Source organism: Sphingomonas sp. BL-S-29, from assembly GCF_055521495.1.
In genome coordinates, this window is record NZ_CM145482.1 from 2,125,032 (window position 1) to 2,138,687 (window position 13,656).

General features: G+C 66.7%; 9 protein-coding genes. 6 read left to right on the forward strand and 3 right to left on the reverse strand.

Annotated elements, in window-relative coordinates; all coding sequences use genetic code 11:
• Positions 1-24: 24 nt before the first annotated feature.
• Complete coding sequence (locus tag ACZ1I2_RS10165) at positions 25-1,452, reverse strand: 8'-apo-carotenoid 13,14-cleaving dioxygenase (RefSeq protein WP_465181629.1); 1,428 nt, start codon at positions 1,450-1,452, stop codon at positions 25-27.
• Between the two features lie 54 nt (positions 1,453-1,506).
• Here ACZ1I2_RS10165 and ACZ1I2_RS10170 point away from each other — a divergent pair, with 54 nt between their 5' ends.
• On the forward strand, positions 1,507-2,085 hold the full coding sequence (locus ACZ1I2_RS10170) for a TetR/AcrR family transcriptional regulator (RefSeq protein ID WP_465174203.1): 579 nt from the start codon (positions 1,507-1,509) through the stop codon (positions 2,083-2,085).
• Between the two features lie 287 nt (positions 2,086-2,372).
• Here ACZ1I2_RS10170 and ACZ1I2_RS10175 read toward each other — a convergent pair whose 3' ends face one another.
• A complete protein-coding gene (locus tag ACZ1I2_RS10175; RefSeq protein WP_465169813.1) occupies positions 2,373-3,965 on the reverse strand; it encodes a hypothetical protein in 1,593 nt (530 codons plus the stop codon).
• A 262-nt stretch (positions 3,966-4,227) separates the two neighbouring features.
• Between ACZ1I2_RS10175 and ACZ1I2_RS10180 the strand changes: the two genes are divergently transcribed.
• From ACZ1I2_RS10180 to ACZ1I2_RS10200, 5 genes are read left to right on the forward strand one after another with little or no spacing between them, the layout of a single operon-like run.
• Positions 4,228-6,351 (forward strand): multicopper oxidase family protein, encoded by a 2,124-nt coding sequence (locus ACZ1I2_RS10180; protein WP_465174202.1) that lies wholly within the window; start codon positions 4,228-4,230, stop codon positions 6,349-6,351.
• Complete coding sequence (locus ACZ1I2_RS10185) at positions 6,344-8,371, forward strand: tyrosinase family protein (RefSeq protein ID WP_465174201.1); 2,028 nt, start codon at positions 6,344-6,346, stop codon at positions 8,369-8,371. Before ACZ1I2_RS10180 ends, ACZ1I2_RS10185 begins: the two co-directional genes overlap by 8 nt.
• Before the next feature lie 38 nt (positions 8,372-8,409).
• Positions 8,410-11,064: a LodA/GoxA family CTQ-dependent oxidase gene (locus ACZ1I2_RS10190; protein ID WP_465181630.1), complete on the forward strand. Its 2,655-nt coding sequence runs from the start codon at positions 8,410-8,412 to the stop codon at positions 11,062-11,064.
• A 3-nt stretch (positions 11,065-11,067) separates the two neighbouring features.
• Positions 11,068-11,484, forward strand: a complete 417-nt coding sequence (locus tag ACZ1I2_RS10195; protein ID WP_465174199.1) for a hypothetical protein — start codon at positions 11,068-11,070, stop codon at positions 11,482-11,484.
• Complete coding sequence (locus ACZ1I2_RS10200; RefSeq protein WP_465174198.1) at positions 11,465-12,577, forward strand: FAD-dependent oxidoreductase; 1,113 nt, start codon at positions 11,465-11,467, stop codon at positions 12,575-12,577. The genes ACZ1I2_RS10195 and ACZ1I2_RS10200 overlap by 20 nt, the downstream gene beginning before the upstream one ends.
• 124 nt (positions 12,578-12,701) lie before the next feature.
• Here the strand turns inward: ACZ1I2_RS10200 and ACZ1I2_RS10205 are convergent, their stop codons facing one another.
• Positions 12,702-13,457 carry a DUF2189 domain-containing protein gene (locus tag ACZ1I2_RS10205; RefSeq protein WP_465181631.1) on the reverse strand — a complete coding sequence of 252 codons (756 nt, stop codon included), beginning with the start codon at positions 13,455-13,457 and terminating at the stop codon, positions 12,702-12,704.
• Positions 13,458-13,656: the final 199 nt, after the last annotated feature.

Sequence of the window (13,656 nt, forward strand, 5' to 3'; positions counted from 1 at the left end):
CCATCTGCGATGGGGAGGAACGAGTCAGGCAGCTACCCAATTCCCATGGAAGCCCGGCGGCACCCGGTGCGGGATACGGATGCTCGCCACTGGCGCGCCCCCGAAATCCTGCGCATCAAGGATCACAAGATCGGTCGTCTCGTTCGGCAGATCCACGACCAGCCCGATCATCCAGCCCTCGCCTTCAGCCGCCGCATCGGACGCCGGTACGAACACGAACTCACCGGGATAACGGCCCTCGCCGAAATCATGCACGGTGCGCGCGCCGGTCTCCAGATCGTGTTTCAGCAGGTAGCTCTCCCCGATGAACGCCTTGTCCGCCTCCGGCAGTCCCATCGTCCAGGCATAACGATAGGGCTGGCCGAGACGCCGTTCGTCCGGCCGCGGGAATTCCTGCGGCGTCGCGTCGATCGTACGCCGCTCGACCGTCTTCGCGACAGGGTCGATCGTCCAGCGCTCCAGCCCGCGGGATTTCGCGTCCGGCCCCTGCGAACTGTCGGCGAACATGGTGTTATAGACACAGGCGTCGAGGATCACCTTGCCGTCCGCCGTGTCGAACGCATTGGCGACATGGAAGATATAGCAGGGATCGACATCGACCCAGATCGTCTCGCCGCCGCTGCCGTTCCGCGGCAGCAACCCGATCCGCGCCTGATGGTCCGGGTTCCAGCGATAGGGAAAGCTGTGCCCGCCGATCAGCGCCTTCATCGAGAAGGTCACCGGCAGGTCGAGGATCAGCACGTACCGCGCCGTGATCGCGCAGTCATGGATCGACGGCCCGTGCTTCACCGCGATCGGCTCTTCGCGAACCACCTTGCCGTCGGGCGAGATCACCACATGGCGCACCATTTCGGGATTGGTCGCCTCATAGGCGATGGCATGCTGCTCGCCGGTCAGCGGGTCGAGATGCGGGTGCGCGGTGAAGCTGCCCAGCAGCGTGTCGTCGAACGGGTTGAAGGTCTGCTCCTCCAGCGTGTCGGACAATTCCACCGGATAGCTGCCCGCCTCGACCAGCGCGAAGGTGCGCCCGCCGATCGCCAGCACATTGGTGTTGACCGTCTCCGACATGCCGTGGCGCGGCCCCGGCGCCGCGGCCACGCCCATCGCGGCGGCAACCTTCTTCGACCGGATCCAGCGGTTGCGATACCACAGCGCCTTGCCATCCTTCACCGCCACGCCGTGCACCATGCCGTCGCCGGTGAACCAGTGATGCCCGGCGGGATCGGGGGCGATCGGGTTCGGCCCGATGCGCAGGTAACGGCCGTCGAGCGCAGCAGGGATCGTGCCGGTCACGGGCAGGTCCTCCAGGGTCAGCTCCTGGTCCATCGGCTTGTGGATGCCGGTCAGGAAAGGATGGTCGGTCGCCACCAGCCGCTTGCGATTATACTCGTCGACCACGCCGATGCCCTTCGTCACCGTGCTGCGGATTGCGGTTTCGATCATGCTTGCCATTATGGCCTCCACGTCTAGAAGTTGACGGTGTTCACATACGACTCGAAGGTAACAGTGTCAACATCTGAATCGACCGCACCGAAAAAGGCCTATCATCACGGCGATCTGCGCGCGGCGCTGGTCGAGGCAGGGCTCAAGCTGCTCGAGACCCGCACCGCCGACGACCTGTCCCTGCGGGAAGTCGCACGCGCGGTCGGCGTGAGTGCGACGGCGGTCTACCGCCATTTCCCCGACAAGGGCGCGCTGATGACGGCGCTGGCGGGGGAGGGGCTTGCCCGGCTCGCGGTGGCGCAGCATGACGCGGCCGATGCGGTCGGCGGTGGCGTCGCTGGGTTCAATGCGACGGGCGCCGCCTATGTCCGCTTCGCGCTCGCCAACCCCGCGCTGTTCCGGCTGATCTTCGCCAATCCCCAGGCGATGCCGTCGCATTCCGGCAAGCATGAGGACGATGCGATGGCGTTTCTGCGCGCCAACGCGGCGCTGCTGGCCGAAGGCAAGGGAGGCGATGCGCAGGTGATTGCGCTGCAGGCCTGGGCGCTGGTGCACGGTTTGTCGATGCTGATGCTCGACGGCCAGATCCCGCTTGACGAGACGCTGATCGACCGGGTTATCGACGTCCGGGCAATCGGATAGCCCGTCGCCGCAGCATCCGCGAATGCGGCTTCCTTACCCAAAACGAGCCAGTTCGCGCCGGAAACGGGGGCAGCTTGAGACCAGGTCGCGCACCGGAGTCGAAGCGCAATTTGTCCCGTTCGATCGGGCGAAGATCGTTAATGTCGACCAAGTTCTGATATGCAATACTATATTGGCATCCGTCAAAAAGGTGAGCGGCTGGAGATATGGGACAAGCTGGTGTCCCATATCTCCTGCCGCTCGTCCCTTCAGCCGATCTGCCGCGGGCCCCGTTCCAAAGTCCCGCGCTACTTCTTCGTCTCGGACAGGAAGATGAAGGAATAGTCCGCGGCATATTGCGGTAACCCGTCGACGCCTGCCTTTGGCACCTTGCGCAACCCGCCGGGCGCGGTCGCCTGCAGCATCGCCGGTGTCGCGATCGATGCGAAGACATGGCAGTCCATGCAGCTGTTGGTGGTCTGCTGGAAGGATTCCGCCGTCGTGTTCGCGACGATCTGGCCTGGCCCGCCGGCGCTGCCGCTCGGCGCCGGATGGCCCATGGTCAGCGGCACCCTCAGCCCCGGCCCGGGCGGCGTGCCGATATTGGCCTGCGGCCATTGCACGTTCACCAGCCGATAATAGTTGAACACCGATTGCGCCGGCAACAGGCTCCACACATAGGCCGTCACGCTGTTCGCCGGCTGGCCGACCTGGTTGATCCGGGTGATCTGCATCGGCGCCGAGTACGGCATGCACACGCCGCCCTTGCCGCACGGCACCGGCGGGACATTGTGCCGGCACTGATAGATCCGGTCCTTTTGCGGCGTGCATTTGGGATCGAAGAAGGTGAAGCCAGGCGATGGCCGCTGGTTCGGATTGGCCGGCAGCACAGGGGGCGCGAAGCCGCCGCCCGGCGTCTCGTCCGGCGTGTTGTCGATATGCTCGAACGTCGCCCATATCCAGGGCAGGCGCGGGAAAAGCTTGCGTGCGATGTGCAGCCCGACCAGCCCGACGGTCACCTGGCGCATCTTGCCCGTCGTCGGATCGCGGATTTCGGCGACCGCCGTCTTGTAGCGATAGTCGAGCGAATGGTCGGCCGGCAGCGGCGTCCAGGACGCCTTGATCTCCATCGCCCCGACCTGCTGGCCGAACGCGGCCCGGTTGCCGACGCAATCGGTATCGTCCCAGCCATTGGCAAAGCCCGCCGGGAAGTTCAGCCCGCCGCGCAATGGCCCCTTGGGTGGGGGCGGGGGCCCGTCGGAGATCACCTTGCCCGGCTGGGTCGCGCATTTGAGCTGGCCGGCGGCGGTGGTCAGGTCGAACCCGGTCTGTTTGGTGATGAACTCATACTCGTCCTGGTTCATCATCACTTCGTAATAGGTCACATCGCCGCGCTGGTTGGTCAGCCAATGGTCGCCGCCGCCCGCCTGGACGATGTTGGACAGGTCCAGACTGCCCAGCTTGGAGATGCGGCTCAGCGTCCTGACCGCCGGCCGCTTCTCCTGCCAGGTGCCTTCCAGTGGCTTCATGCTGCCGAACACGTCGGCGGCTTCGCGATAGCTTTCCCACACCGTCGGGCTGGTGTCGCCCGGCGTACCGAAGCTGCCCCAGGGCGCGCCCGGATCGGGAAAGCCGTTCTTCTTCGGGTCCGCCTTCCAGTTCAGCGCGATGAAGGCCTGCCAGGCGGAGCAATCCACCTCGGTCTGGTTGAGCCCGGCATTGGTCGGCAGCGCCGATGTCCTGTTCGGCGCCAGCGCGCCGCACGGATTGGTGGCGGTCGCTTGCGGCGCGGGAACGGGGGCGCTGTGGCAGCCGGCGAGTCCGATGCCGGCAGCGACCAGCGGCAGGACCAGCACGGCGATTGGAAAGCGGCGGTCGTTCCGGCGCGGACGTGAAGTCATGATCCGTCTCCCCCTGACGCGCGGTTGCGCGTTTTGCCGGCGCTCGCGGTGGGCCGCCCTGCCGGACGATGGCCAGCATCGCGCGAATGCCGGGTGAAGGAAACCGATTGCCGGCATATACCCCCATAACGACGATAACTCTTCCCGCTTCCCGTGTGCCGGATAGCGCCGTTCTGGCCTCAACTCGCCTCGACACGACCCGGCCGGCAACCCAAAACATGAACGGGGTTGGCCGATCCGACCGACACAGGGAGGGGATGTCATGTCGCTATTTACGCGCGTTTCACGTGCACGGCTGATGGCCGGCGCGATCGGCTTCGGGCTGGCCTTGGGCGCCATGCCCGCCAGCGCGCAGGAGGTGCCTGACGACGACGTCAGCAACCCGCCGCTGCTCAAGGCTCGCGCCGAGCCGCCCCGGCCTCTGCTCGCCCTGACAGTGGGTGCGACGCCGGGAATTGAAACGACGGCGGCGCAGCCCGTGCAACGCCGCGACAAGATCCTCGACCTGACCATCAAATATCTCGACGGGCGGATCCGCAATCCGGCGAGCAAGACCCAGCATTTCGACAAGGTGCATCTGCGCAGCTATGTCGGCACTGATACCGATCCGAAGAACCCGTTCATCTCGCCGATGATCGAGGTGGCGCCCGGCGACACCGTCCGGATCGACCTGCACAACAAGCTCGATCCCGATCCCTCCTGCCTCAGCATGAGCGATCACAATGCGGATACGCCGCATTGCTTCAACGGCACCAATCTCCACACCCATGGCCTGTGGGTGAACCCGGCCGGCAATGGCGACAATGTGCTGCTGTCGATCAACCCGGGCGTCGACTTCACCTATGAATACAACATCCCCTCGGATCATCCGTCGGGCACCTTCTGGTATCACACCCACCGCCACGGCTCGACCGCGCTTCAGGTGTCGAGCGGCATGGCCGGTGCGCTCATCGTGCGCGGCAACCGGCTGCCCACCACCAGCCGCCATGGCGACATCGACACTCTCCTGCAGGGCATGACCGAGCGCGTGCTGGTGATGCAGCAGATCCAATATGCCTGCCGCGGCGAGCCGAAGCCCGGCGAGAAACTGGGCCCGATCAAGCAGACCAAGGAAGGCCGCTATATCTGCGACAAGGACGATGTCGGCGGGATCGAGGGCTATGATCAGTTCGGCCCCAATACCTGGCCGAACTCGGGCCGTTTCACCTCGATCAACGGCAAGGTGCTGCCCTTCTTCCGCGCGACCCAGGGCAGGATCGAGCGCTGGCGGATGATTCATGGCGGCGTGCGCGACACGATCAGCCTGCAATTCTTCAAGCTCCGGCCCGGCAAGCTCAAGGCGGCGCTGCCGACGCTCACGCCCGAGAATCAGGCCAAGGCGATCGCCGATCTGTGCAGCGGCACGCCGCTGCCCTACACGGTCATCGCCGCCGACGGGCTGACCATGGCGCACGGCCACCAGACCGCCATCACCACCTTCCAGCCGGGCTATCGCTACGACGCGCTGGTCGTGTTCCCCGAGGCCGAAGCCTATTGCGTGGTTGATTCGTCAGCGCCGAAATCGGGCACGGTCAACGGCATCCAGGTCGGGCCGCAGCTGCTCGGCATCGTCCGCGTCGCGCCGGGGACGGCGGTGCCGAATATCGGCGACTATGTCCGCGACGCGCTGGTGGCGAACGCGAAACAGGCGATGCCGGATGACATGAAGACCGCCGTGGTCGACGATCTGACCAACGGGCTGAAATTCACCAGTTTCACCCCGCATCCGGACATCGCCGACGATGAGGTGACCGGCAAGCAGGAGCTGACCTTCTTCATCCAGGTTCCGCCCAAGCCGCTCCAGTTCCAGGTCGGCAACACACTCGAAACCAAGGATGCGCAGCCCTATGATCCGAACCGCATCGACCGCAAACTGACGCTGGGCGGCGTCGACGAATGGACGCTGCAGTCGCATTATGTCAGCCATCCGTTCCACATCCACGTCAATCCGTTCCAGATCGTCTCGATCAAGGATCCGATGGGCAACGAGGTCAGCACGACCGGCTCGCAGGACAAGGGCGACGGCGTCTCGATCGATCCTCAATATGAGGGGCTGCAGGGCGTCTGGAAGGACACGTTGTGGATCAAGAGCCTGATCGGGGAGGAAAACCCGCCGCCCCCCGGCTCGTCGGGCATCTACACGATCAAGATCCGTACCCGTTACGAACGCTATATCGGCGAATATGTGCTTCACTGCCACATCCTCGACCATGAGGATCGCGGCATGATGCAGAATGTCGCGGTGGTAGTGCCGCAGGTGCCGCTGCGCGAAGCGCCGAAGACGCCGCCCGGTGCGCTTCCGCCTGGTGGCGCTGCCATGCCCATGCCGGACCACCATCATGACTAGCAAGGACGACACCGACACGGCCCTGTTCGGCTATGCCGAGGTTCAGGAAATCCTGCGCGGGGCGGCCGATGGCCAGGCGCGGCCGCCCGAGGATCCGCTCGGCGCTTTCTGGGACCTGCCGTTGCCGGCATTCCTGGCGCTCCGGCTCTCGGGCACGCCGCTGATCGAGCCGGCCGCGTCGGGCGGCGCCTGTTGCGGCGGAGGAAGCTCGGCGCGCGGTGCCCGCTCGGCGTTGGTGCGGGGCCTGCGCGGCCAGAGCCCGTTCGACGGCACGCAATATCCGCGCCTGCCCTGGGGCGGGGCGCCGGTGGCGGATGCCGATATCGACCGGATCGAACGCTGGATCGACGAGGGCGCGCCCGGGGCGGTGGTCGGCACGCTCGAGATCGGCGAGGTCGAGATCGCCGGCAGCAGCCGGGTCGAGGTCAAGGGACTGGCCGGGCCGGTCTTCGCCCCCGCCGCCGATCCCGCCGAATGGCGCTACCGTGCCGGCGAGCTGCGCCAGCGCATGGACATCGACGCAATGGGCGACGGGCAGATCGCCCGGCTGCGCCATGCCTTTCGCGAGATCTACAATCTCAACAAATGGCCGGGCGACTGGCGCAGCTACAATAACCTCGCCCTCATCCACCAGAATCACTGCCAGCATGGCTGGGAACGCTTCCTGCCCTGGCACCGCATCTATCTTTATGAATTCGAGCAGGTCCTGCAGGATTTCTGCCCCGACGTGACGCTCCCCTGGTGGGATTTCCCCGCGGCGCGCTATTGCCCGGACGATCCGCCGAGCGGCGAGCGCATCCCGCGCGCGCTGAAATGCTTCCTGACCGAGGCGTCGCTCCATTTTCTCGCCGGAAAGGGCATCCCGACGGACGGGCTGCGCGGCATGGTCGGCGTGCTCTATACCAGCCTGCACGATTTCCTTGCCGCCGTCGCCGACGCGATCGGGCCGGATTATACGAAGGGCGAACCGCGCGAGCGCTTCATCGACGCACTGCTCGAGTCCAATGCGCTCTGGTATCCGCTGCGCTATCCGGGCGAGTTCGGCCCCGGCCAGACGATCAACAGCCGGATTCATTATCATTACCCGACCGCCGCCGATCTCGACGAGATCCTCGCGCTGCGCACCTTCCGCGATTTCGGCGGCGGCAGTCTTTACGTCGACAGCTTCGGTTTCCTCGACCAGAACCCGCACAATACGATGCATATCTGGACGGGCGGCTTCAACCCGGACTTTCCCAAGCCGCCGCCCGAGGCGCTGGTCGATCGCAACCGCGCGGTCAGCGTCGCCGGGCGCAAGTTCCACCAGCGCGAGGATCTCTATTCCCAGCCGCCCACCGGCGACATGCTCAGCAATCTCACGGCCTCTTATGATCCCGTCTTCTGGCCGATCCACGTCAATATCGACCGGCTGTGGTGGCACTGGCAGCAGGAGCATCCCGAGGGTGTGCCGGCCGATCTCGATTCGGCGCTGACGCCGTGGAGCTATTCGGTGCGCGACACGCTCGACATGCACCGCTTCGGCTATGAATATGTGCGCGGCGGCTGCATCATCCCGGTCGGGCTGGGCACCACGGTCAGCCGCTTCGTCTCGGCGCCGGTCGCGGTGCCGGACACGGTGGAAAAGGGCTTCCGCTCGGCCGAGGTCCGGCTCCACCGGGTGCCGCAATTGCCGCGGTCGTGCTTCATCCGCGTCTTCCTCAACGTCCCCGATGCCGATGCGTCGACACCGCTGACTCATGAGGGCTATGCCGGCTATGCGGCGGTGTTCGGGCACGGCGACTGCTATGGCGGGCCGGGGCATTGCGACCTGCCCGGCGACCGCAGCCGCAAGTTCGACCTGCGCGAGCGCAGCATGAACACGCCGCGCAACCACCGTATCGACGTGACGCGCGCCGCGCGGCGCCTGCTCGCGGCGGGGGCCAGGACGATCACGATCAGCCTGGTGGTGATCGACGCCTCCTATCAGGAGGACCCCGACCTGCTGCGGCTCGACGGAGTGTCGCTCAACTTTCTCGACTGAACATGGGCGCGCGCCAGGGTGCGCGCGGGGAGATCAGCATGCCGGCGCCATCGGTCTATCGTATTCATCCGGCCATCGGCATCGCCCGCCTGGGCGACAGTCCGGACAGCTTCTGCATCTCGCCCGAGGGGCCGGCCCGCCTGCCGATCGAGTGCGACGGCGCCGGCAATCCGGTCCACAAGGACGAATCGACCAGCAAGTCGTTCAAGTTCAAGGACGCGGAAGGGCGGATCAAGCGCCAGGCCGCGCGGTTCCAGATCTATGTCTATGACGCGGAAAATCCCGAGGGGAAGCCGCTGCGTATCGGCGATCCGATCGAGGGCGGCGGCAATCAGGGCACGCTGGTCGACATCCAGTGGCGTGTGCAGCTCGCCAACAAGAAATCGGCCTGGTTCACCTTTGACGGTCTGCGCGGCGAGATCGGCTATCCGCCCGGCACGCCGCTGCGCAACCCGACGATCACGGATCCCCAGGCCCGGCAGAAGCTCATCACTGATCCGGGGCCGCAAGCAGTCGATTGCGGGTCGCGCCGCAAGGCGAGCTTCAGCCGCGACGGCAACCCGATGTATGCGGCCAATTTCCCGCCGACCGGCATGGCGCCGCACGACATTGACACCCTGGGGGATCTGCTCACCGACGATCTCGGCCGGTTGCTCGTGCTGGGCGGCCATGGCCGCAGCGGCAGCTTCCTGACCGGCTTCGGCCATCCGCGCATCGATCAATATGCCAATAGCGATGGTTGGTTCGACGATATTTCGGATGGACCGGTGATGGCGCGGCTCGTCATGCACGCGGAAAATGTCGATCAGCTGCGCTATGTCGATGTCGAATATCCCGCCTGGGTGGTCGTCGGCTATCCGCGCTACGCGCCGCAGGTGCTCGACATGATCACGCTCGAGGACGTGGTCGAGGACATGTCGATCCGCGAATTCGCCTATCGCACCGACATGTTCGGCACCGCGGGTACCTTCGCCGATCCGCAGCGGATCGATCCGACCGACCAGGCCGCGCTGCTTCACTGGAAGGCGGGCTCGGTCGAATGGCATGCGGCCTATCGCCCCTGGTTCTGGCGCGACATCTGGCCGATCCTGTTCCGCGCTGACGAATTCTCCTATTTCACCAACATCCTCCAGCAGTCGAACTTCCCGCACAACCAGTCGACGCGCGGTTCGTTCGATCCCTATCAGCTCTGCCAGCCGCCCCGGGTCGCGCCGCGCCAGCTTGCCCGCAAGCAGCAGGCGGCGATCGAGGATCATGTGTCGGGCCGGCTGGTCGAGGCCGCGCTCGAGCCCGGGCTGATGCTGCTCGATGCCACCCAGGCGCCCGGCGCTTCGGCCGCGGCGGAAGCGGCGGCCGGCCCGCTCGCTCAGGCCGCGGCGGTCTTTGCCGCGGCCGTCTGTCCGCCGGAGGCCGGGGAGGATGCGGCGGTCTATGCCGCGCGCTGGCACGCGGTCCATGTCGAGAATGCAGACGTGCCGTCGCCCTTCTACGCCGAGGCGAAAGCGGCGTTCGATGCGGCTATCGCCGCCGCGGTCGCGACCGTCGCCGATGCGGTGCCCAGGCCCAAGGCAATGCTGCTGGCGCTGGGGCGCAGCACGGCGCGGCAGGAACCCGCCGTACACGATCGGCCGCAGGACCCGGACGAGCCGATCGAGCGGGTGCTGCAGAGGCTCGGGTTCGAGCACCGCGCGGGCGTGCTGCTCGACCGAGCGCTCGATCTCGCCGGCGCCGAGGCGGTCACTGATCCCGGCCGGCCCAAGCGCCAATATCTGTTCGACCTGCTGCGCAAGCCCGGCGAGGAGAATGTCTTCCGGCTCGACGGCAACCCGGCGACGCGGACCTATCATCTGCCGCTGATGCCGCTGCTCGCCGGCGACAACCCGATCAACAACCAGGCGGTCAGCAAATTCCTGCGCCTCACCGACCTGCAGCTCTTCCTGTTGCGGCAATGGGCCGACGGCCTGTTCATCGACGAGGTCGAGGCCGGCTTCGCGCCGCCGGTCGATCCGTGGAAACCCTATGAGGGGTGGGTCGCGCGCACCGGGCGCGATCTCGATCGCGGCGTGCTCTCCAACCTGCTCGGCGGCGCCTTCTGCCCAGGCGGGGAGACGACCTGGATCATCCGCAACCCCGCGATCTGGCGCGAGCCCTACCGGCTCAGGGCCGATCCCGAATGGTATGGTTTCCAGCTCACCGCCGCACAGCAGAACGCCAACCGCTGGGGACCGGGGCTCGGCGAGGAAGGCTATGTCGCCTATGCCAGCGATCCGCTCTCGCTGGGCAGCAATTTCAAGGTCGGGCTTCAGCCGGGCGACGTCACCAAGCTGTCGGGCCTGCCCTGGCAGGCCGATTTCAACGAATGCTCCACCCAGACGATCGACGTCACCTATGAGGAATGGAACAAGCTCTATCCGGGCAGCGTCGGCAATGATCTGCTCGTCAAGGAACAGCGCGTCTGGGAAACGTTGTGGTGGCCGGCGCATCGCCCGATGCAGGTCTATTTCCCGGTGTCCGGCGGCGGCAATCCGCAGATGCGCAACTGGGCGCGCGGCATTCCGCAGACCAATGCCGGCGACCTGAAGATGGTCACCGAATGGTCGAAGCTCGGCTTCGTCGTGCGCAATGACGGCGCCGGCATCGACGCACCGTCGCCATCCTACAAATATATCTGTGTCGAGGATTCGGAGGAGTGAATCATGGGAAACCTGTTCGCCGGTGATTGGACCTATCGCAGCCTGCTCAACGATCCCGATGTGCAGACCGATTTCAAGGATCTCGAATTCGGCCGGGGCACCTTGTCCTTCACCGAGCCGGCACCGGGCGAGATCGGCGGCACGATCGGCGGGCCGGGTTGGTCGCTCGCTCTGCATGGCAGTGCCGGCTATGGCTCGCCGGCACAGATCCGCATCCAGGGCAAGGGCGTCGTCGGCGGCGAGCAATGGATCTATGACTATATCGGCTGGCTCGTGCCGGTCTGGCCGAACAGCACCGATCAGCTCCAGACCGCTGCGATCGTCGGCTCGGTGACTCGCACCATCCCCCATTCCGGGAGCGGGGGCAGCACGCATCCGGCGGGCGTGGTCGCGTCCTTCTATGCCGTCCGCGCCAGCTGAGGCAGCGCACACCACCGATGTCGCGATCATCGGTGGCGGTCCGGCGGGCGCCGCCGCCGCGCTGACTCTCAGGCGGCACGCGCCGGGATTGCGCGTGCTGCTGCTCGAGGCGGGCCGCTACGACGCGGCGAAGCTGGGTGAGGTCCTGCCGGCGCTGGCGCGCGGGCTGCTCGACCAGCTCGGCGTGATGCCGGCTTTCGAGGCGGCCGGCTTCGTCCCGGGCCGCGCGGTCGATTCGGCCTGGACCAGCGACATGCTGGTCGAACGCCCCGGCATCTTCTCGGCGCACGGCGCTGGCTGGCAGCTCGACCGTGCCCGTTTCGACCGGTTGCTCGCCGAGGCTGCCGCGGCGGCGGGCGCGGAGCTTCGCCTCGCGTCGCCCGTGCGATCCGCCGCCGAGACCGCCATCGGCTGGCGCCTCGATCTGGCCGATGGCGGCAAGGTCGATGCAGGACTGGTCGTCTGGGCGACGGGCCGGCGCTGGCGGCTGGCGCGTGGCTTCGGCGCTGCGCTGCAGGCGGGAGAGCCGCTCGCCGCCTTCGCCCGCTTCTTCGTCGGTGCGCCCGGTGACTCCCGCATCGTCATCGAGGCCAGGCCGGAGGGGTGGTGGTACAGCGCCGACCTGCCCGGTGCCCGTCGGGTGGTCGCCTGCATGACGGATCCCGACATCGCCGCCGGTCTCGGCCTGCGCGAGGCCGAAGGCTGGCACCGCGCGCTGGCGGCTACCCGCCATATCGCCACCCTGGTGCCGCCGGGGGCTCGCGCTGACCAGGCGATCGTACGCGCCGCCGGCACCGCCACGCTGGACCGCGCGGTCGGCCGGCGCTGGATCGCGACGGGCGATACCTTGTTCGCGGCCGACCCGTTGTCTTCGCGCGGGATCGTCCATGCGCTGCGCTCGGGCATCCTCGCCGCCTATGCCGCCGCCGACACGCTGGACGGCCGGGGCGAGGAGGCAGCCCGGCGCTACGCCCTGATCGCGGCGCACGGCATCACTGACTATCGCCGCGCCCTGGCCGATCATTATGCCGCCGCGGCGCGCTGGCCGGATGCGCCCTTCTGGCAGCGGCGCATGGCGGCCATGGCCGCCTGAGGGTTGAGCCATTGAGGCTGCCCTATCTCCGTTCGCCCTGAGCCTGTCGAAGGGCTGCTCTTTCTTTCATGGCGGAGAAGAACAAGGCTTCGACAGGCTCAGCCCGAACGGGGAGGAGTGGTTTTCAGCTGCCCGCCACGCTCCGATCCACCAGCCGGGTATAGAGATGCCAGCTCGCATAACCGAGCACCGGCAGCACGACCACCAGCCCCATGAACAGCGGAATGCAGGCAAGCGCGAGCAGCACCGCGACGATCAATCCCCAGATGGCGATCTCGACCGGGTTGCGCCACGCGGCGCGCAATGAGGTCTGGACCGCGAGAACGAAATCGACCGGCCGGTCGACCAGCAGCGGGAAGGACACCACCGTCGTCACCAGCGTGATCGCCGCAAAGACAAACCCGGCAAGGTTGCCGAACAGGATGAGCTGCCATCCCTCGGCCGTGGTGAAGAGCAGCCGGACGAAGCTGCTCAGCTCGGTCGGCTGAAGCGTGTCGAGCGTTTCCCGGTAGATCGCCCAGGCGATGCCGATCCAGGCAAGGAAGAGCAGGGCGAGGAAGGTGCCAAGTGCCGCGATCTGCGGTGCCGACGGTCCCCGGAACGGATCGAGGAAATGCACCCATTGCGTGTCGCGGCCTTCCTCGCGCCGCCGGGCCAGCTCGTAGAAACCGACCGCGATCAGCGGGCCGAGCAGCGACAGGCCGGCGATCAGCGGCAGCAGCAGCGGGAACAGCCTCGCCCCGAGCGCCACCCCGGCCACGACCAGCATCAGCACGGGGTAGAGGATGGCGGCGAGGATGATGTCGCCGCGCTTGTCGAGGAAGTCGGACCAGCCCTCGTGCAACGCCCAGGACAGGTCGCCGCGACTGATCTCGCGCACGACGGGGGGCTGGGATGACGACGCGGCGGGCGTAGCGGGAATGGCAACCATGGCGAGCCTCTCCTGGCGAGGCAGAGCGGGCCGCCGCCCGTCTCGCGTTCAGGTTATTCCGTGGCCCCGATATGGCCACACGGCCCGATCGCGAACGATACACTTTTGGCGGGCGGAGATAAAGCGACGTTGCTCGCTGGCCGGTTCA